The 19,324-nt window shown below is 43.4% G+C and carries 19 protein-coding genes; 2 read left to right on the plus strand and 17 right to left on the minus strand.

The genetic code is table 11. The annotated features are described in order from the left end of the window. Positions 1 to 51: 51 nt before the first annotated feature. Positions 52 to 876, plus strand: a complete 825-nt coding sequence (locus PGH26_RS09580) for a DUF368 domain-containing protein (protein WP_323690854.1) — start codon at positions 52 to 54, stop codon at positions 874 to 876. A 42-nt stretch (positions 877 to 918) separates the two neighbouring features. Here PGH26_RS09580 and PGH26_RS09585 read toward each other — a convergent pair whose 3' ends face one another. Together PGH26_RS09585 and PGH26_RS09590 are read right to left on the minus strand one after the other, a co-directional pair. Further along, positions 919 to 1,902, minus strand: a complete 984-nt coding sequence (locus tag PGH26_RS09585; RefSeq protein ID WP_323690855.1) for an NAD(P)/FAD-dependent oxidoreductase — start codon at positions 1,900 to 1,902, stop codon at positions 919 to 921. Positions 1,903 to 2,040: 138 nt separating this feature from the next. Continuing rightward, entirely contained in the window at positions 2,041 to 2,349 is a 309-nt protein-coding gene (locus PGH26_RS09590) for a DUF6509 family protein (RefSeq protein ID WP_323690856.1), read from the minus strand. 202 nt (positions 2,350 to 2,551) lie between these two features. On the opposite strand from PGH26_RS09590, the gene PGH26_RS09595 reads away from it, so the two are divergent. Continuing rightward, the gene (locus tag PGH26_RS09595) at positions 2,552 to 4,249 is read left to right on the plus strand and encodes a M3 family oligoendopeptidase (RefSeq protein WP_323690857.1); all 1,698 of its coding nucleotides are present in this window, start codon (positions 2,552 to 2,554) and stop codon (positions 4,247 to 4,249) included. Positions 4,250 to 4,330: 81 nt separating this feature from the next. Here the strand turns inward: PGH26_RS09595 and PGH26_RS09600 are convergent, their stop codons facing one another. From PGH26_RS09600 to polA, 15 genes are all read right to left on the minus strand, one after another. After that, positions 4,331 to 5,308 (minus strand): zinc-binding dehydrogenase, encoded by a 978-nt coding sequence (locus PGH26_RS09600; RefSeq protein ID WP_323690858.1) that lies wholly within the window; start codon positions 5,306 to 5,308, stop codon positions 4,331 to 4,333. Between the two features lie 127 nt (positions 5,309 to 5,435). Next, positions 5,436 to 5,948 (minus strand): helix-turn-helix domain-containing protein, encoded by a 513-nt coding sequence (locus tag PGH26_RS09605; RefSeq protein ID WP_323690860.1) that lies wholly within the window; start codon positions 5,946 to 5,948, stop codon positions 5,436 to 5,438. Between the two features lie 119 nt (positions 5,949 to 6,067). Then, positions 6,068 to 6,550, minus strand: a complete 483-nt coding sequence (locus tag PGH26_RS09610; protein WP_323693507.1) for a dUTP diphosphatase — start codon at positions 6,548 to 6,550, stop codon at positions 6,068 to 6,070. Positions 6,551 to 6,591: 41 nt separating this feature from the next. Next, the gene (locus PGH26_RS09615) at positions 6,592 to 6,885 is read right to left on the minus strand and encodes a DUF1294 domain-containing protein (protein WP_323690861.1); all 294 of its coding nucleotides are present in this window, start codon (positions 6,883 to 6,885) and stop codon (positions 6,592 to 6,594) included. A 129-nt stretch (positions 6,886 to 7,014) separates the two neighbouring features. After that, positions 7,015 to 7,374, minus strand: coding sequence for a 50S ribosomal protein L20 (gene rplT, locus PGH26_RS09620; protein ID WP_025783744.1), 360 nt, complete (start codon positions 7,372 to 7,374; stop codon positions 7,015 to 7,017). 94 nt (positions 7,375 to 7,468) lie between these two features. Continuing rightward, positions 7,469 to 7,669 (minus strand): 50S ribosomal protein L35, encoded by a 201-nt coding sequence (gene rpmI, locus PGH26_RS09625; RefSeq protein ID WP_039043978.1) that lies wholly within the window; start codon positions 7,667 to 7,669, stop codon positions 7,469 to 7,471. Positions 7,670 to 7,699: 30 nt separating this feature from the next. After that, positions 7,700 to 8,206, minus strand: a complete 507-nt coding sequence (gene infC, locus PGH26_RS09630; RefSeq protein ID WP_323693508.1) for a translation initiation factor IF-3 — start codon at positions 8,204 to 8,206, stop codon at positions 7,700 to 7,702. 534 nt (positions 8,207 to 8,740) lie between these two features. Further along, positions 8,741 to 10,672, minus strand: a complete 1,932-nt coding sequence (thrS, locus tag PGH26_RS09635) for a threonine--tRNA ligase (RefSeq protein WP_323690863.1) — start codon at positions 10,670 to 10,672, stop codon at positions 8,741 to 8,743. 366 nt (positions 10,673 to 11,038) lie between these two features. Further along, positions 11,039 to 11,992, minus strand: a complete 954-nt coding sequence (gene dnaI, locus PGH26_RS09640; protein ID WP_323690864.1) for a primosomal protein DnaI — start codon at positions 11,990 to 11,992, stop codon at positions 11,039 to 11,041. Next, complete coding sequence (locus tag PGH26_RS09645) at positions 11,993 to 13,375, minus strand: replication initiation and membrane attachment family protein (RefSeq protein WP_323690865.1); 1,383 nt, start codon at positions 13,373 to 13,375, stop codon at positions 11,993 to 11,995. Between the two features lie 15 nt (positions 13,376 to 13,390). Continuing rightward, positions 13,391 to 13,879, minus strand: a complete 489-nt coding sequence (nrdR, locus tag PGH26_RS09650) for a transcriptional regulator NrdR (protein ID WP_323690866.1) — start codon at positions 13,877 to 13,879, stop codon at positions 13,391 to 13,393. Positions 13,880 to 14,054: 175 nt separating this feature from the next. Then, entirely contained in the window at positions 14,055 to 15,077 is a 1,023-nt protein-coding gene (locus PGH26_RS09655) for a glyceraldehyde-3-phosphate dehydrogenase (RefSeq protein ID WP_323690868.1), read from the minus strand. A gap of 126 nt (positions 15,078 to 15,203) precedes the next feature. Beyond that, positions 15,204 to 15,794: a dephospho-CoA kinase gene (gene coaE / locus PGH26_RS09660; protein WP_323690869.1), complete on the minus strand. Its 591-nt coding sequence runs from the start codon at positions 15,792 to 15,794 to the stop codon at positions 15,204 to 15,206. A 13-nt stretch (positions 15,795 to 15,807) separates the two neighbouring features. Then, positions 15,808 to 16,680, minus strand: a complete 873-nt coding sequence (gene mutM / locus PGH26_RS09665; protein WP_323693509.1) for a bifunctional DNA-formamidopyrimidine glycosylase/DNA-(apurinic or apyrimidinic site) lyase — start codon at positions 16,678 to 16,680, stop codon at positions 15,808 to 15,810. Positions 16,681 to 16,690: 10 nt separating this feature from the next. Then, on the minus strand, positions 16,691 to 19,318 hold the full coding sequence (gene polA, locus PGH26_RS09670) for a DNA polymerase I (protein ID WP_323690870.1): 2,628 nt from the start codon (positions 19,316 to 19,318) through the stop codon (positions 16,691 to 16,693). Positions 19,319 to 19,324: the final 6 nt, after the last annotated feature.

The raw sequence follows: 19,324 nt of genomic DNA on the forward strand, positions 1-19,324 counted from the left end.
TACTAACTAAGTGACGTCATAGGTTCAAGCACTAAATTGGAGGATTCACACATGGAATGGAGAAATATTTATAGAGGATTTTTAATGGGGATTAGTGATTTAATCCCCGGGGTCAGCGGAGGAACAATTGCGTTCCTATTAGGGATTTACGACCGTTTGCTTACTTCAATCAATGGGATATTCAGTAAAGATTGGCGCAAACATATGGGATTCCTGCTGCCGCTTGCAATTGGCATGGGCGCGACGATTATACTTTTCAGCAGAGTTATCAAGTTTCTTTTAGAAAACTACTTCGCTCCGACGCAATTCTTTTTTATGGGATTAATTATAGGAATTCTGCCTTTTATGGCGAAACAAGCAAAAATAAAATCAACGTTTAAAGCTTGGCATTATCTTGTGTTGCTCATTGTTGGTGTTTTGCTGGCGATGACTGCTTTCATAAAACCGGCAGATACTTCCATTATTACATCATTGACTCCCACCACTACAGTAGTTTTATTGCTGTCAGGCTGGGCTGCGAGTACAGCGATGTTATTGCCTGGCATTAGCGGATCATTTGTACTTCTGCTGCTTGGTATGTATTCCACAGCAATCGGTGCCGTGTCTGATTTCAACATCCCGATTATCATCGTGATTGGTTTAGGGGTTGTTTTAGGATTTGCCATTAGCAGTAAAATCATCCACTACCTCCTTAACAACTATGCAACGCTGACGTTTTCAATTATTATCGGTTTGATTGTTGGATCTATTTTTGTCATTTATCCCGGGATTCCTGAAAGCGGCACCCCTTTTGTCATGAGCGGAGTTGCCCTGATTATGGGACTTCTCGTCTCAAACTTGTTCAGCCCGCCTGAAGCGGATTCAAAAAATATGTAAAAAAAAGCCCAGAAGAAATCCTCTGGGCTTTTGTATATTCACTTATGAAAATACGCTTGTACTATGCAATGGCTGTACCCGAGCTTTCGGATCGAGATACGCTTTCGCATTATTTACAGCAATCGGCGCTTCACCAAGTCCAACCGCAATCAATTTCACTTTGCCGTCGTAATTCGTGACATCCCCTGCTGCGTAAATTCCATCAATATTGGTTTCCATGCGAGTATTTACAACAATAGAGTTCTTCTCCATCTCCAGACCCCACTCTTTAATAGGTCCCAATGATGAGATATTTCCGTAGTTGACGATGACATGGTCCATTGGCATAACTTCTTCTGTACCGTCTTTGTGCACAATTTGTACTTCATGCACGTTACCGTCTTCTCCACGCAAGGATTTAATTGAGCGTGAAGTCATGACATTTACTTTCGATTCCATCAGTTGGTTAACGCTAGTTTCGTGTGCTGTGAACCGCTCACGACGATGTACGAGTGTAACGCTTTTCGCAATATCTTCCAGCATTAATGCCCAGTCAACTGCTGAATCCCCGCCGCCGCAGACAAGTACGTTATGGTCTTTAAACATCGCTAAATCTTTAATGCCATAATGTAAGCTCGTATTTTCAAAATGGATTTCTTCTTCAATACCAATTTTACGCGGCTGGAATGCCCCGATTCCTGCTGTTAACAAAATAGTTCTTGTTAAATGCTCCCCTTTGTCTGTCTTTAAAACAAAATGGTCTCCATCGCGAGTCGCAGAAAGTGCAGCTTCGCCCAGCAGAATCTCAGGGTTTGAGTGATGCGCTTGTGTTACTAGGTTAGCAACAAGATCTTTTGCAAGGATTTTTGGGAATCCTCCGACGTCATATATATATTTATCAGGATACAATTCTATTAACTGTCCTCCTAATTGCGGCAGGCTATCGATGATTTTTACTGACATTTCTCGCATCCCTGCATAGAAAGAAGCAAACAGACCTGTTGGCCCTCCGCCAATGATCGTAATATCGACGATTTCTCGATCCATAGTAAACACTCCATTACTAAAAAATTTTGTAGAACTTCCGGACGTTTTTGCATATTTACGCCCTGCCATTCGGCTCTACGCTTATTATCCACTATTTAAAAAAGAATTTCACGTTATTTGAACGCAACCTATACTTTTTTAGTTGTTATTTGACGTTTCTTCTACTTTTTCTACGTTCTCTCTGCAAAACGCGAGAACTTCTTCGATCTCTTCATCTTCCAATTCAAAATCCAATGCTTGCTCTGTTCCTTTTTTAAAGAAGTACGTTGCTGTAACTTTATCTGCTTCCCCATCAACAACGTAAATCGTACGGATTCCAGCGGCATCTTCTTCTACTAATTCATCATCTTCTTCGAACTCCAAGTATAGGTACACCTCATAGCGTTTCCCTGTAAGGATGCCTGTCGGATCTCTCAACTCTGTAACTGTAGACTGTGTAATATTCATAAGTAATTTGTATTCCCCTCTTCAATCAATTTACAATTCGTTCATGCGTACATGTCTTCATCATACCATGATAACCTTATGGGGGATACATTTACACTTGTCCACGTAAAATTACGACTCACAGAAGTTCGTTTTTGCATTTTCCAAGTTTTTCAGGAACAATAGAATGGAATGAAAATTATTAGCAGAGTGGAGGAAGATTATGATTACGTTTGACGAATACCAGTACGCCCGCCCTGAAATGGACGATATTAAAAAAGAATTCACTGAACTTTTGAATGAGTTCAACGACGCCGATTCATTTGAAACCCAAAATGCAGTTATTGAAAAAATCAATGCCATCGGAAATGATTATTCAACACAATCGAATCTCGCTTATATCCGCTCTTCCATTGATACGAATGATGAATACTATCAGCAAGAGAGAGATTACTTTGATGAAGTCAGTCCAGAATTCCAAGGGCTTTCTACTGAATTTTACAAAGCACTCATTGCCTCTAAATTCCGGAAAGAATTAGAAGAACAATGGGGATCACAATTATTCGCTCTTGCTGATCATGCAATTCGCGCATTTTCACCTGAAGTGATGCCGCTCCTTCAGCAAGAAAATAAGTTAACTTCTGAATATGCAAAACTTGTAGCTTCTGCTCAAATCGAATTTGACGGGAAAGAGTTGACGCTTGCTCAACTAGGACCTTATATGGAGTCCACGGATCGAACTGTACGAAAAGACGCTATGAACGCCCAGTATTCGTTCTATGAAAAAAACTCAGAGAAATTTGATGATATTTATGACCGTCTCGTTAAACTTCGTGATGAGATCGCTAAAAAATTAGGATTTGCTACTTTCACCGAACTGGGATATGTAAGAATGTCGCGTGTTGGATACGATGCTGATATGGTTAAAAACTTCCGCGATCAGGTCCGTGACTATATCGTACCGGTTGCAAATAAGTTATACGATCGGCAGGCAGCCCGTATCGGTGTCGACAGTTTGAAGTTTTACGATCAGTCACTTGACTATCTAACCGGCAATGCAGTTCCGCAAGGGTCTCCGGAATGGATCATAGAGCAGGGCAAGGAAATGTATAAAGAATTGTCTCATGAAACGGATGAATTCTTTACGTATATGACGGAAAAGAATTTACTGGATCTCGTTGCGAAAAAAGGCAAAGAAGCTGGCGGCTATTGTACGTTCATCGATAATTACGATTCTCCTTTTATCTTCTCAAACTTTAATGGAACGTCTGGCGATATCGATGTACTGACTCACGAAGCTGGCCATGCCTTCCAAGTCTATTCCAGCCGCAACATTGGAATACCTGAGTATGTGTGGCCAACAAGTGAAGGTGCAGAAGTGCACTCGATGAGTATGGAGTTCTTCACATGGCCATGGATGGAGCTGTTCTTCAATGAGCAGACCGATAAGTATAAGTTCTCGCATCTTAGCAGCGGTCTCTTATTCTTACCTTATGGTGTAGCTGTCGATGAGTTCCAGCATGAAGTGTACAATAATCCGCAGATGACTCCAGCTGAACGTAAAGCAGCTTGGAAGCGGATAGAAGGAATTTATTTACCGAAGCGTGATTATGATGGAAATGAGTATTTAGAAAGCGGCGGCATTTGGCAACGGCAGGCTCACATTTATGAAATTCCGTTTTACTACATCGACTATACGCTGGCACAAATATGCGCATTCCAATTCTGGAAGAAAGACCGAGAAGATCATGATTCTGCATGGAACGATTACGTACATTTATGTAAACTGGGCGGCTCTAAGTCATTCACTGAATTGGTTAAAGAAGCAAACCTAGTCTCTCCTTTTGAAGATGGCTGTGTTGAATCAGTCGTCGGTACTATTGAAGAGTGGTTAGATTCTGTAGATGATAAAGCCCTATAAGGGATATGCTTCAGCATTCAGTTGAATTCATAAAAAAACAGCTCGCTATTTCCTGATTAGGATGATAGCGGGCTGTTGTCTTTATATAGTAAATACGATTTTACCGAACTGCGTACTGTCTTCAAGCATATTGAATCCTTTTATAGCATCATCCAGCGGTATCGTCTGATCGATGACCGGACGGATGTTGTGCTTTTCTGCAAAAGCCAGCATTTCTCTTAACTCATCTCGGCTCCCCATCATTGAGCCGATAATTTCCTGCTGCTTATTGAATAGTTCACGTAAATCTAAATCGATGACATCTTCAGTCGTCGCACCGAACACTACTAACCGGCCCCCTTTTTTCAAACACTCAAGAGAACGATTAAAGGTTGCTTTCCCGACGCTCTCAATAACAAGGTCAATGGTTTCATCTTTTAACTCTTCGTTCCAGTCCGCGTTCGTATCAATCGCACGGTCTGCACCTAATTTCAACGCATGTTCCCTTTTTTCTGCACTTCTTGAAGTGACAATGACACGTGCACCGATAGCTTCGGCAAATTGGATAATGAATGTGACGACGCCGCTTCCCGCTCCTGGGACGAATACCGTGTCCCCTTTTTTCACATTGCCGCGTGTTACGAGTGCCCGGTAACCTGTTAGTCCAGCCAATGCGATAGTTGCAGATTCCTCCCACGTCAAGTACCCAGGACGCTTTTCCAGCTGCTCTTCAGAAAGGACGATCTTTTCAGCGAATGTCCCGTCATCAGGCATCCCAAGCGGTCCAAATCCGTCTGGTGATCCGTCACTCTTTTCAAACCAATTCAGAGAAGGATTGACCAGCACTTCGTCTCCAACAGACCATTTGGTTACGCCTTCCCCAATGGATTCGATGACTCCCGCACCATCTGAACCGAGCACCAAATCATGTCCTTTGTGTCCTCTTCTTTCTGGTATGTACAAGTCTCTTCGGTTCAGTCCAGCCGTTTTAATAGCGACTACCACTTCTCCGCTTTTTGCAGCCGGTTCCGGCATTTCTCCTAATCTTAGTCCTTGATCACCATGAATAATTGCTTTCACTGTCAACTTCCTCTCTATTTTAGGATTATTTGAATCTTCCGGTTACTCACTCTATCATATCGTATTTGAGGAATTATCCAAAATAAAAAACACAACGGAGAGACATATCCATTGTGTTGAGTTACCATTATTTTGTTTCAGGTGTTTTTTGAAGACGGCACTTCAACTTAGCGAGTTCTAATAATTCCAGAACATCTTTTTTAGGAAGATCCGTTAACAAGTTAAGCAATTCACGCTCAGCAAGACGGCGTCCTTTCCCGCTGCGATATCTCGCTTTGTTGCCTGTATCCAATTGGGCGTAAAGAATCTCCGTGTCTTCGTCCCGTTCATCCGAAAACCCGTCAACTGTAATTGTTTCGCGCAAACGTTCATATAGTGACTCCGCACTTGCAGAATTCACTTGTTTGAAAGCAGAAGACTTTTTTGAGTCTCCCAGAATGAGCTCGTCCGTAGATATATTGAAACGCTCCGAAATTTTAGCAACCCAAGCTGCCGATGGAGCGTTTTTGCCTTTTTCCCAGTCCTTAATGCGGCTAGCGGAAGTTCCGATCGCAGCTCCAAAAGCCATCATCGATAGACCTCTTTGCTCTCTTAGTTCCTTTAACCTAATACCAAATGCCTCTTTACTCCAGTCGTTCACAAAAAATCCTCCTCTAGTGTCTAGTAATTCTATTATTTTTCATTTCTATGGATTTGTCAATCTTTTATTTTTTAATAAAAAGATAGTTGCACAAAGCTTTCCCTAGGGAAACTTTTCATTCAATACCCAGTTTTTTGTCGTTCATAATTCTTCTCATTTTTTTCAATGTACGCATTATAGATTTCCTGCAATGAAAAACCAAGTTTTTCAGCGAGTGTTCCATACTGATTCCAAAGGCCTATGTATGTAGACATTTCTGGACGTTGACCGAATTCCAGAACCGCTTGATTTGTTTTAAGGAAAGTTGTGGTGAGAGAGTCTGATGATGTTTTAAAATTCCATTCATTGAAATCCGTCAAATTCTTAACAATTCCGAGAGATAGAAGAAAATGGATGGAGTCTACATATTCCTCTAATACAACCGATCGTTCAGAAAATCCTTTGATGCTCCAGAATTTAAAACATCTCGTTTCGTTTGCCAACTCGGAAAGTTCGACCAGCAATGCGAGGACTTTGTCTTCAAAAAGATTTCTTCCTGAAAGATCGTGCTGTGCCTGTATGTATGAATCAAGTTCTTGCTGCATGTGAAATAATTTGTTCATATCCAATGTGATTGCCCCCTATTGCATCATGTATTCCGCTGTTAAAAAAGTTGCGGGAGTGCCGGCATTTTCAGTCCTGCGAGGTAAAGTATGAGTACTGCATCAATTAAAGCCAGCATCAGAAACCCTACACGAAATGAGGTATGAAGCGTTTTGTGCCGAAAAACCTGCATGCCGAAATAAGCGCCGATTCCACCGCCGAATATCGCAAGGAGCCAGAGACTTTTTTCAGAAACACGACTCTTCTTGCGTTTCGCTTGCCGTTTATCATAGCCCATCGCTGCAAATGCCCATATGGACAAAAAAGCAATCCATTCGATTCCTAAGGTACTCAATAAAATCTCTCCTTACTCTTACTGTCGGTTATATCCGCAGAACCTTTACACCTATCTATGAAAGATTTTATACAAAGAAAAAACGTCACGTTCCGAATCAATTCGGAACCGTGACGTTGAGGAAATCAATTATTTAGAAAGTGATTTCTTTGCTGTCTCAGCAAACTGAGCAAATGCAGCTGCATCTGTTACTGCAAGATCAGCAAGCATTTTACGGTTTACGTCGATACCAGCAACTTTAAGTCCGTGCATAAGTGTGCTGTAAGACATACCGTTTACACGAGCTGCCGCGTTGATACGTGTGATCCAAAGTCTGCGGAAATCCCGTTTCTTCTGGCGACGGTCACGGTAAGCATAGTTTAATGACTTCATGACTTGTTGGTTTGCTACTCGGTAGAGACGGTGTTTAGAACCAAAATACCCTTTTGCTAATTTCAATACTCGATTACGACGCTTGCGCGTCACTGTTCCACCTTTTACGCGTGGCATAGTTCATTACCTCCTGCTATTCCTGTAAGAATAATTTAGATTTGAATTCAATGGGTTCGCTATCAATAGTGATCAGCTAACCGGGATGAAGCTATTACTTCATGTAAGTAAGCATCTGACGAATACGCTTGAAATCGCCAGAAGAAACTAGTGAAGATTTGCGCAAGTGACGTTTTGCTTTAGTCGACTTGTTAGCAAAAAGGTGGCTTGTTTTAGCGCGTCCGCGCTTTAACTTACCGCTTCCTGTTTTTTTGAAACGCTTCGCGGAACCGCGGTGTGTTTTCATTTTTGGCATGATCTGTTCCTCCTAAATCGTTTGTTCAGCTTACTTTTTTTCAGCTATTGGTGCAAGCATCAAGAACATGCTGCGTCCTTCCATCTTAGGGCGGACCTCAACTGTTCCAACTTCTTTACAAGCTTCTGCAAACTTGTCAAGAACACGCTGTCCAATTTCTTTGTGAGTAATCGCACGTCCGCGGAAACGGATGGATGCTTTTACTTTATCGCCTGCTTCAAGGAATTTGATTCCGTTACGAAGCTTTGTTTGAAAATCGTGCTCATCGATCGTCGGGCTGAGCCGAACTTCTTTGACCTGGATAATCTTTTGGTTCTTTCGGACTTCCCGCTCTTTTTTCTGCTGCTCGAACTTAAACTTTCCATAGTCCATAACGCGGGCTACAGGCGGTTTAGCTGTTGGTGCTACGAGGACAACGTCCAAGTTGGCACGTGCAGCAATTTCAAGTGCTTCGTTGCGGGACTTAATGCCGAGCTGATCACCATTGTGGTCGATAAGTCGTAATTCACGGGCACGAATTCCTTCGTTCACATACATATCTTTGCTAATCGTAATCCACCTCCGAATAATATCTCGCGAATACACTGTTTGAGCAGTCTGCACCGTTTCTGGCACAGCTTGCAAAACCATTCAGCATTCTGAGCCTTCAGGTAATGAGGCAATAAAAAAAGCAGACAAATGGATGATTTGTCTACCCGCAATCGCACACGCATTTACATACGCGGCTTCACTACTGTGCTAACCTCAACAACTGCCAATTCAGCGTCGATCAGGTGAGAAGCGGGCAGCTCCTTCTTGTATCACAAACTGTATTCTTTAACCTTATCTACTTTATCATCCTTTAGAGAAAGTGTCAAGGGTTTTTATTAGGAATAAAATAGACAGATTGATTTCCGCTACAGGCGGACGCGGGCCTGCAGGATGCAGGTCATGCAACCGTTGCGGCAGGACGCCGCGAACTTAGGTTGTTTCCATGACCCTGATCCCTCCGGAGTCGCCGCCCTGCGCTTCAATCAACGGTGTGATGTTAAAATTCGATATTCCTTAAGGACAATTAAAAAACAAAAGATCTTAGTGAGCTACGTCACTTTTCAAGAGTTCCAGGAATGCTTCGAAGCTCATGGATTCGGAGTTTTGTTCTCCGTATTTACGGACGTTGACGTTGCCTGATTCGATCTCTTTGTCTCCTAGTACGAGCATGTAGGGTACTTTTTGGACTTGGGCTTCGCGGATTTTGTACCCGATTTTTTCTTCGCGGCTGTCAAGGTCTACTCGGTATCCGGCAGCGACGAGTTGTTCACGGATTTTGTCTGCGTAGTCAAAGTGTGCTTCAGGTGAGACTGGGATAACTTCGACTTGGATTGGTGCGAGCCAAGTTGGGAATGCGCCTTTGTATTCTTCGATTAAGAAGGCTACGAAGCGTTCCATTGTGGATACGACACCTCTATGGATAACGACTGGACGGTGCTGCTTTCCGTCTTCTCCAACGTATGTGAGGTCGAAGCGTTCAGGCAGTAAGAAGTCTAGCTGCACTGTAGATAGAGTTTCTTCCATACCAATCGCAGTTTTCACTTGGACGTCGAGTTTCGGACCATAGAATGCCGCTTCTCCGTCTGCTTCTGTATAGTCGAGGCCCATGTCGTCCATTGCGTCTTTCAACATATGTTGTGCACGTTCCCACATCGCGTCGTCATCGAAATACTTTTCAGTATCCGCAGGGTCCCGATAAGAGAGACGGAATGAGTAGTCTGTAATGTTGAAGTCTTTATAAACGTCGATAATGAGCTGCACTGTACGCTGGAATTCATCTTTAATCTGATCTGGGCGAACAAAGATGTGCGCATCGTTCAAAGTCATCCCGCGAACCCGCTGAAGTCCTGAAAGTGCTCCAGACATTTCATAACGGTGCATTGTGCCGAGCTCGGCGATGCGAATAGGCAGGTTTCGGTAGGAATGAATGCCATTCTTATAAATCATCATGTGGTGCGGGCAGTTCATTGGACGAAGGACCAGGTCTTCGTTGTCCATGCTCATCACAGGGAACATGCCGTCTTGATAGTGATCCCAGTGTCCGGATGTTTTGTACAGCTCCACGCTGCCCAGAACTGGTGTATAGACGTGATCATAGCCGAGACGTTCTTCTTTGTCGACGATGTATCGTTCGATAACTCGGCGGATGGTTGCACCTTTTGGAAGCCAAAGCGGCAGTCCTTGACCAACTTTTTGCGAGTTCATGAACAAGTCCAGTTCTTTACCTATTTTGCGGTGGTCGCGTTCTTTTGCTTCTTCAAGCATTTTCAAGTGGGCTTGAAGTTCGTCCTTCTTGAAGAATGCTGTTCCGTATATACGCTGCAGCATTTTGTTGTCTGAGTTACCGCGCCAGTAAGCGCCTGCGATACTAAGTAATTTGAATTCCTTCAACTTTCCTGTATAAGGCACATGGACTCCGCGGCATAAGTCGAAGAATTCACCTTGTTCATAGATGGAAACTTGCTCGTCTTCAGGAATTGCCTGGAGCAATTCCAATTTGTATTCATCATCGATTTCTTTAAAGCGGCGCTCTGCTTCAGCGCGTGACACATCATAACGTATGATTTCCAAGTTCTCACCGATGATGCGCTTCATTTCTTTTTCAAGTTCTGGAAGGTCATCAGCAGTAATTGGTGTCGGTGAATCGATATCATAGTAGAACCCATTATCGATGGCCGGTCCGATACCGAGTTTTGCATCCGGGAATTTGCGCTTTACTGCTTGAGCAAGCAAGTGTGCCGTACTGTGACGCAAAATTTCAAGTGCTTCAGGAGATTGCTGTGTAATGATGGCAATTTCTCCATCCTGATCAATCGGTGTTTTCAAATCGATGAGCTGGTCATCCAACTTACCTGCCAGTGCACTTTTACGAAGTCCCGGACTAATAGACGCTGCTACATCTTCAGTTGTTGTGCCGGCAGGAAACTCCTTAACCGCACCATCAGGAAATTTTAAATGAATTGAATTTGACATGTCAATGCACTCCTTTTATCTATTTTTGAACACAAAAAAGCCCCATCCCATAAAGGGACGAGACGTGTACTCGCGGTTCCACCCTTCTTCCTCCAATCCGGAATAAACCGGAAAGATGAAGCTTCAAGCGGCTAACGGGCCGGGGCCGTCAACAGGTACAAAATCCGTACGTAAAGGTACGAAAGGGTTCCCTGCTGCTGCTCAAAGGCGGTAGATTGGTGTCGTGTCCTGCAAGGTTCTCAGCAAATCCCCTGCTCTCTGTAGGCCGTTCCAGCAATCGTTGTCCTTATCAAAGCATTTTATCGTTTGTGTTGTGATTATTATAGTGAATATAGTCAGAAATTGCAAGGAAATCACCGAAAACAATCAGTCTTTTCCAGGATTCCGGCGATTGCTCCCCGATAATAGCACAGAATCGCTCATAATCTTGATCCGTTCCATAATGCGTGCTGCTTTAATGGGTTCTTTTTCGCCGCGCTGAGAATAGGTAAGATGATGCTCCAGCTCTTTCAGCGTAAAGTTTGATGTGAAGAATGTAGGAAGCTGATCTGCCATGCGATATTGCAAGATTGTTCCTAACACTTCGTCACGCGCCCATGCTGTCATCGACTCCGCGCCGATGTCGTCAATCATGAGAACAGCTGCTTTTTTAACGAACTCAATTTTTTCGTTAAGTGAGTTATCTTGTATGGATTGTTTTATTTCACGTAAAAACTCAGGTAAATAAACTACGACGGTCCGGATTTGACGACTCGCCAATTCGTTCGCAAGCGCACCCAAAATAAAGGATTTCCCAGTTCCGAATTCACCATGGATATATAAACCTTTTTCAGGGGGCTTCCCTGTCTTTTCATATTCTGCTATGAATTCACTGGCTTTCTCCACGATATCCAAACGGCTGTCGTCATGATAAGTGTCAACGTCAAGGAGTTTTGCAGCCATAACATCTTTTGGCATGTACAGGCTGTTCAGCATCTTATTGACAGCTCGCTTTTCATCGTCCAATTCTTTCCGCGGACATCGGATATATGTGACATCGATGAGCCCCTGATTAAAGGTGAGTTTCGGCTCATACCCTTTCATGACATTAATGCATCCATCGAGGTTTGGGCACTTGTCACATTGGTGGGATGCAGCTGTGAATTCGTAGAGCTTGTTCAAACTCTTTTCAACGACTTGTTTGTCAATTTCATCTGCATGTTCTTCTATAAATTGCTGAACTTTCTCATTCGCAAGCACTTCATTTCTTAATTCTTCATATCGTGCTGCTAGCGCAGGTGCGTTAATTACTCGTTTCATCGCTTCCCCAACTCGCTCCATTTAATTCACCCCGTTTCGCATTGATTCTAATTTGGCGAGTAACGCTTGACGTTTTTCATCCGTTTTTCGTTTCTCATTAATGGTATCTTTATTTTCTGTTTGAGCAGGTTTTGGTGCTTCTTTCTTATTGTCTTTTTTATAGAACCACTCAGGCAGCGGTTCCTCACGCGTCGGTTTTCTTGTACCTTTGTTGGATTTGCCGCCTTCACTCATCCACTTCGTATATTGGTCATGCTCTTGTCTAGCAATCTCCATAGCTTTCTCGGCTGTATCAATGTCTTTCAATGCCCAGTGCGAAGCAATTCGCTGTGCAAAACTAGTTGTGATTTTCATATCATTTCGCAACAAAATGTATTGCAATAATACGTTCACAACACTCATTTTCAATCCATGACCGTTGACTAGACTTTCAGCAAGCTGGACATCGACTGGCATAGGTTCTTTTCCCGTCAAATGCAACAGCATCTCCCTAGGGGATGTACTTTCGAAATAGGCAATGAGCTCACGGTCTTTCGTTTTGGGCCCGTCATATTCTTGAGGCGGGACATCTGCATTATAAATCTTCTCGAGTTTCGGAGGGTTTTTCGAGATATTCATTTTATAGAAATCTTTAGCCGCTTTACGCAGACGGTCTTCCGGTACTTCCAAGTTCTCGTCCAATGCCATCATAATGACTTTCTGCATATCCAAAGGATTAAGAGCGTACATAAAAGCTAATTTTGCAATGAGTTCATGTGATATACCTGAGAGTGCAGCACGCGGAACCATCTGCTCGGATAGACCGCTCAACAGCAAATTGAAGTCGAAAACAGATTGTTCAAATGGGACACCCGCTGACCTGGTACGCACTGATAGTTCCTGATCGTTTTGCAGCTCGTAGGCATGACTATTCACCGGCGTATAGACATCCATGAAAGTTCTTGAAATCTCTGTAAATCCTGAAGTTTCAGGGTGACCTGTTGCAAACCGCGCACGTAAATCACGATACGGCTGTTCTCCAATTTTACTGAATAAGAAGGTTGCGAGTAACGGATCCTGGAAAAAGTCCGTTGCGTCCAGCGGGGCCATTAGTTCGTATATAAAAGAACGATGATCCCCTTCCGTTTTAGTGAATGTGCGCAGCAGCCCAATCGCTTCAAGCGAGATCCGTGCTTTAAACACCGTTTTCAAGGGCATTGTTAAAATGTTCATCAAATGGTAATGGGTGAACTCACGGGTTTCTCGTATATCTGCATCTGCAAGCATTGTTGAAAATAGCCCCATAGCTTCAGGTCCGGTTAACGGCTGGTATAACAGAGTAAGAAGTTGCCGATCATAGTCTGAAAACGGCGTAGATAATTTGAGAGAATACGTATCAACTGGTTGCAGTTCATGGTAAAGCATGCTCATTTCCTCTCCTTACTCTTCTCCTTCAGAACCGCTTTTTTCACGAAGTGGTCCTTTTTGCAAATTTTTCAGTTCATCGATGAACATCGTAATGTTCTGATAGTCGCGATAGACTGATGAAAATCGTACGTATGCGACTTCATCGACATCCGCTAAACGTTCCATTACCATTTCTCCGACATCGTGAGAGGCGATTTCTGAAACGCCTCTGCTTTTTAATTCTTTTTCGATGGAGGCTACGATATTTTGCAGCTCTTCCAGAGGAACAGGCCGCTTTTCACAAGCTCGTATTAATCCCCTTAATAATTTTTCACCCATGAACTCTTCACGAGTACCTTCTTTTTTCACAATGATAAGCGGAGCTTCTTCTACTTTTTCAAAAGTTGTAAACCGGTAGTTGCATTGCTCACATTCTCTGCGTCTGCGGATAGAGCTGTTCTCTTCGGCTGGTCTCGAGTCGACAACACGCGTTCCGTTATAACGGCAAGCTGGACATTTCATGATTCGTTCCTCCGGTTTTCTGTAGTTCATCTAGTATAACAGAGAGAGCGTTTACACAACACCCGGGATTACTCGGGCATCGTTTGAAGAAGTACTAGCGCAGCCGGCTGCGGCAAAAAAACTGCCCTTCTTTCGCTCTTTCAAGCAGCAAGAAGGACAGTTTTCCGGTGAGATATTACGCTTTTACGCTAGCGCGAAGTTCTTTAGCTACTTTTTTAGTCAAATCCACAACGCGTGCTGAATAGCCCCACTCGTTATCATACCAAGCTAAAACTTTCACTTTACGATCTCCGATGACCATTGTTGACAATCCGTCAATAATTGCTGAGTCAGATGTGTTATTGAAGTCAATCGAAACGAGCGGCTCCATCGTTAAGCTTAGGACGCCTTTCATAGAACCTTCCATCGCTTTCTTGAACACTTCGTTTACTTGCTCTGCGGTAACATCTTTCTTCACGTCTACCACAAGATCCACTAGAGATACATTCGGAGTTGGAACACGAAGCGCCATTCCATGTATTTTCCCTTCAAGTTCAGGAAGTACAAGTGATAATGCTTTCGCAGCTCCAGTTGAAGTCGGAATGATCGACTGGCCGCATGAACGTGCGCGACGAAGGTCTTTGTGCGGATTATCCAAGTTCTTCTGATCATTTGTATAAGCGTGTACTGTCGTCATCAAACCGTTTTCGATTCCAAATTCATCATTCAGAATCTTAGCGACTGGCGCGAGACAGTTTGTTGTACAGCTTGCATTCGAAATGACGTCGTGCTTTTCAATGTCTAATTTTTCATCGTTGACACCCATGACAATCGTGATGTCTTCATTTTTACCCGGCGCAGATAAGATTACTTTTTTTGCACCGGCATCTAAATGAAGTGCCGCTTTGTCACGCGCATTAAACACACCCGTTGCTTCAATGACGATATCTACGCCAAGCTGTTTCCAAGGGAGTTTGGATGGATCCCGTTCTGCGACAAGTTCTACACGCTTGCCATTAACAAGCAATGCATTCTCTTCAATTACTACATCGCCAGCGAACGTTCCGTGGGTTGTGTCATACTTAATCAAGTGTGCTAATGTTTCTGGCGGATAAAGGGCGTTAATCGCAATAGCTGTGACCTCATCCTCTACTATCAACTGCCGGAATACCATGCGGCCGATTCGACCAAAACCATTAATCGCTACTGATGTTGTCATGAAAAGTCCTCCCAATATGTATGATGTTATACTGTTTACTCAAATATCGTAATTAGTATAACACATTTTTACCACGTGGAAAGAGTTTGTGCAACATTGAACATTGTTTGATTTTTCAGAACACCTTTAAACTTGCCATTTCTTTAATACATCCACTACCTGTTGTTCAGTTTCAGCCAGTTCCCCATTGTTATCAATTACGGCATCTGCGCCCTGCTCCTTAATCTCAATCGGAAGCTGTGAGGCGATTCTTGACTCTGCTTCCTGTTCTGAGAACTGATTTCGACTCATCAGACGTTCTTTTTGAACTTCAGGAGTAACAGAAACGACAAGGATTTTTTCTACATACTCATGCAGATTATTTTCAAATAGTAATGGGATATCCAAAATCACGGTTTCCGCTCCTGCAGCTATTTGTGCTTCTTTTTGTGCAATGAGTTCTTTTCGGATGGCGGGGTGGATGATAGTGTTCAGCTGCTCACGCTTCCTGTTATCATCAAAAATCAGTTTCCCCATCTTGGCACGATCCATCGATCCATCTTCTTTAATGACATCTGCTCCAAATACGGATTCAATTTCCTTGAGCACAGGACTGCCCGGCTCTACTACCAGACGGGCTATCTCATCTGCATCCACAATGGGGTATCCCCGTTTCTTTAAGAAATTCGCGACTGTACTTTTACCACTTGCAATACTTCCTGTAAGCCCAATAATCATACGAGTGCTCCTTTTAATGCTGACATTTTTTGCAGTAGGTGGATGTTCGATTCGCAATTTGAATAGATGCAGTCTTGGTTCCGCATTTCGGACATTCTTTACGGCCGTACATTTGAAGACGTTCCTGCATGGAACCCGCTTCACCATTTATATTCCGATAGTCGGAGATCGAGCTCCCGCCCGCTTGAATACTTTCATCCAATACAGTTACAATTTCACGGAATAACTGCTGCTTCCTAACGTGACTAATTTTGCCTGCTGCCCGCTTTGGGTGGATCCCCATTCTGAACAGAGCTTCTGTAGCGTAAATATTGCCACAGCCAGAGATGATTTGACCGTCCATAATCACTTCTTTAATTGGCTTCTTCGCGTATTTATCTAGCTTCGTTTTATCGATAAAAAACAGTTCAGCACCAGCATCGAATGGTTCAGGAGCCATTAACGTCAACGGCAGATGATCCTGTTCACACGTCAGCAGCCGGAGTTCACCGAAACGCCGGATATCCGAATATACGAGAAGCCCGCCATCCTCCAACTGAAAAATGGCGTGCACATGATTTCTGAACTTTTGCTCCCGGATTTCATCAATCGTATTCACAACGAACCATGCTCCAGTCATTCCTAAGTGACTGACAAGCAAGCGGCATGTCTCATCCTTTTTAAGATGAAAATAGATGTATTTACTGCGTCTTGTTACAGCTTCAATCATAAAACCAGCAAGTTCCGCGGAAAATCGTTCCACGGAATGACCTTTCACGATAGCCTCTTTTCCTGCAGCTTTAGACTTAACTACCGTTTCAGAAACTTTCACACCGCGAATTTTACGGCCTCTTGCAACAGGCGCTAATGAGCGCACAACTCCTTCTACTTCTGGTAATTCAGGCATCGTACTTCCCTCACTTCGTGTCGTACCAACTTGCGCCATACGCTGAATCTACTTTTAGAGGAACATCCAGTTCCAGCGCCGATTCCATCACTTCAGGTACGATTCTCTTCAATTGCTCCAGTTCATCCTCAGGAGCCTCAAAGATTAGTTCGTCATGCACTTGCAGCAGCATCCGGGCTTGCAGTCCTTCCGTTTCCAGACGCGTGTCCATATCGATCATCGCCTTTTTAATGATGTCTGCTGCCGTCCCTTGAATTGGTGTATTCATCGCAGTACGCTCTGCAAACCCTCTTAAATTGAAATTCGAACTTGAAATGTCAGGTAAATAGCGGCGGCGATTCATCATCGTAGTAACGAATCCGCGTTGTTTCGCATCGATGATAATATCATCCATGTACTTCTTAACTCCAGGGAAGCTGGCTAAATAGGTGTCGATGAATTCAGCGGCTTCTTTACGCGGGATATCCAAACTCTGAGATAATCCGTAGTCACTGATTCCATAGACGATTCCAAAGTTAACCGCTTTTGCTGCCCGTCTCATATTCGATGTCACTTCTTCTTTTGGTACACCAAACACATCCATGGCAGTTTGCGTATGAATGTCTTCTCCTGCGCGGAATGCCGCAATCAGTTTTTCATCCTGTGAAATATGCGCAAGCACACGCAGTTCGATTTGTGAGTAATCCGCTGCAAACATAATCCAATTTGGTTCTGAAGGTACGAATGCCGCACGGATCTTACGCCCTTCTTCCAAACGGATCGGGATGTTCTGTAAGTTCGGGTTGATTGAGCTTAATCGTCCTGTTTGTGTCAAAGCCTGCTGGAAACGTGTATGGATTTTACCGTCTTCGTGGATTTCTTTAGACAATCCATCAATATATGTGGATTTCAATTTTCCAAGCTGACGGAACAGCAGAATATGTTCAATAATTTCATGCTCCGGTGCTAACTTTTCCAACACATCCGCAGCTGTGGAATAGCCAGTTTTCGTTTTCTTGATTGGCGTAAGCCCAATCTTTTCAAACAGAATCACACCTAGCTGTTTCGGGGAATTAATGTTAAATGGTTGTCCAGCTAACTCATAAATCGTTGTTTCCAGCTGTTCCAGACGGCTAGTCAATTCCGTACCGATTGTTTGCAGCGTGTTCAAATCCGTTTTTACGCCCATCGATTCCATCTTCCCTAGAATTTTCGCAAGCGGCAATTCCAAATTATGATACAGCTCGTATTGCTCGTTCTGCTTCAGTTTCTCAGATACAGGTTCAAACAGATTCCATACCGCAGCGGCTTTAGTACCCGCATGCTGTGCAATTTCCTCAAGTGCCGGGACTGCTTTTTTCGCACCTTTGCCATAAATTTTCTCGTCTTTCTGAACTCCATTCCAGCCAACCGATGCAGCGGCTTCCGATACATCGTCAATTGACAAGGATGGGTTCACAATATAAGCAGCAAGCGTTAAATCGAAATCGATTCCTGCTACAGGAATGCCGATCGCGGCCAGCGCTGCAAAAAGAGCTTTCGCATCTGTCGTGTACTTTTTCGTCTCCGAATCAGCTAGCCACGCTTTCAAGACCTCATCTTGCTTTAAATCATCCATAGATACATAAAACACGGTCTCCCCATGGGTCATCGCAAGTCCGAATAACTCCGATGTTAAATAGTTCTCATCCATCATTTCCAAGTGAACAGCCATTTGATCGGAAAGATCCGCTTTAGTCACTTTGTGCTTTATTTCTACTTCAATGGCTTCAACGGGCTCAGTTTCAACACCTTCTGCACCCATTTTTTCAAGTAACGTTGTAAATTTCAATTCTTTATAAAGCGAAGTAAGTGATTCTTCGTCCGGTCCGTTATACGACAAATCCTGAAGTCCGATTGTAATCGGGGCATTCACTTCAATCGTCGCCAGCTGCTTACTCATATACGCTTGTTCTTCGTTATTCGTTAAGTTTTCTTTCAATTTCTTACCGCTAATTGCTTCAAGGGACTCATATACATGCTCAACAGACCCATATTCCTTCAATAGCTTCAATGCGGTCTTTTCACCGACGCCCGGCACACCAGGGATATTATCTGATGCGTCTCCCATCAAACCTTTCATGTCTATGATTTGAAGCGGTTTGATTCCGTACTTTTCTTCAATATGTGCAGGCGTATAGATTTCCATATCGGTAATCCCTTTACGCGTGATGCACACAGTCGTTGAATCCGTCGCAAGTTGTGTCAAATCCTTATCTCCAGAAATCACAACTGTATTCGCTGCTTCTTCGCTCGCAGTACGGCTTAACGTCCCGATAATATCGTCTGCTTCAAAGTTTTCCAATTCATACTGCGGGATATTATATGCCGTCAATAACTTGCGCAAATACGGAAATTGTTCCGACAGCTCAGGCGGAGTCTTTTGACGGCCTCCTTTATATTCGCTGAACGTACTATGCCTGAATGTGGTTTTCCCGGCATCCCAAGCAACAAGCACATGTGTCGGCTGTTCTTCTTTTAAAATATTTTGCAGCATCATCGTGAATCCATAAACTGCATTTGTATGGATTCCACTATCATTTGTTAATAATGGCAATGCAAAAAATGCACGATAAGCCAAGCTGTTTCCGTCAAGTAATACAATTTTTTTAGTCGTCACGTAGCT

It is taken from the genome of Sporosarcina jeotgali, from assembly GCF_033304595.1.
In the GTDB taxonomy this organism is placed as follows: domain Bacteria; phylum Bacillota; class Bacilli; order Bacillales_A; family Planococcaceae; genus Sporosarcina; species Sporosarcina jeotgali.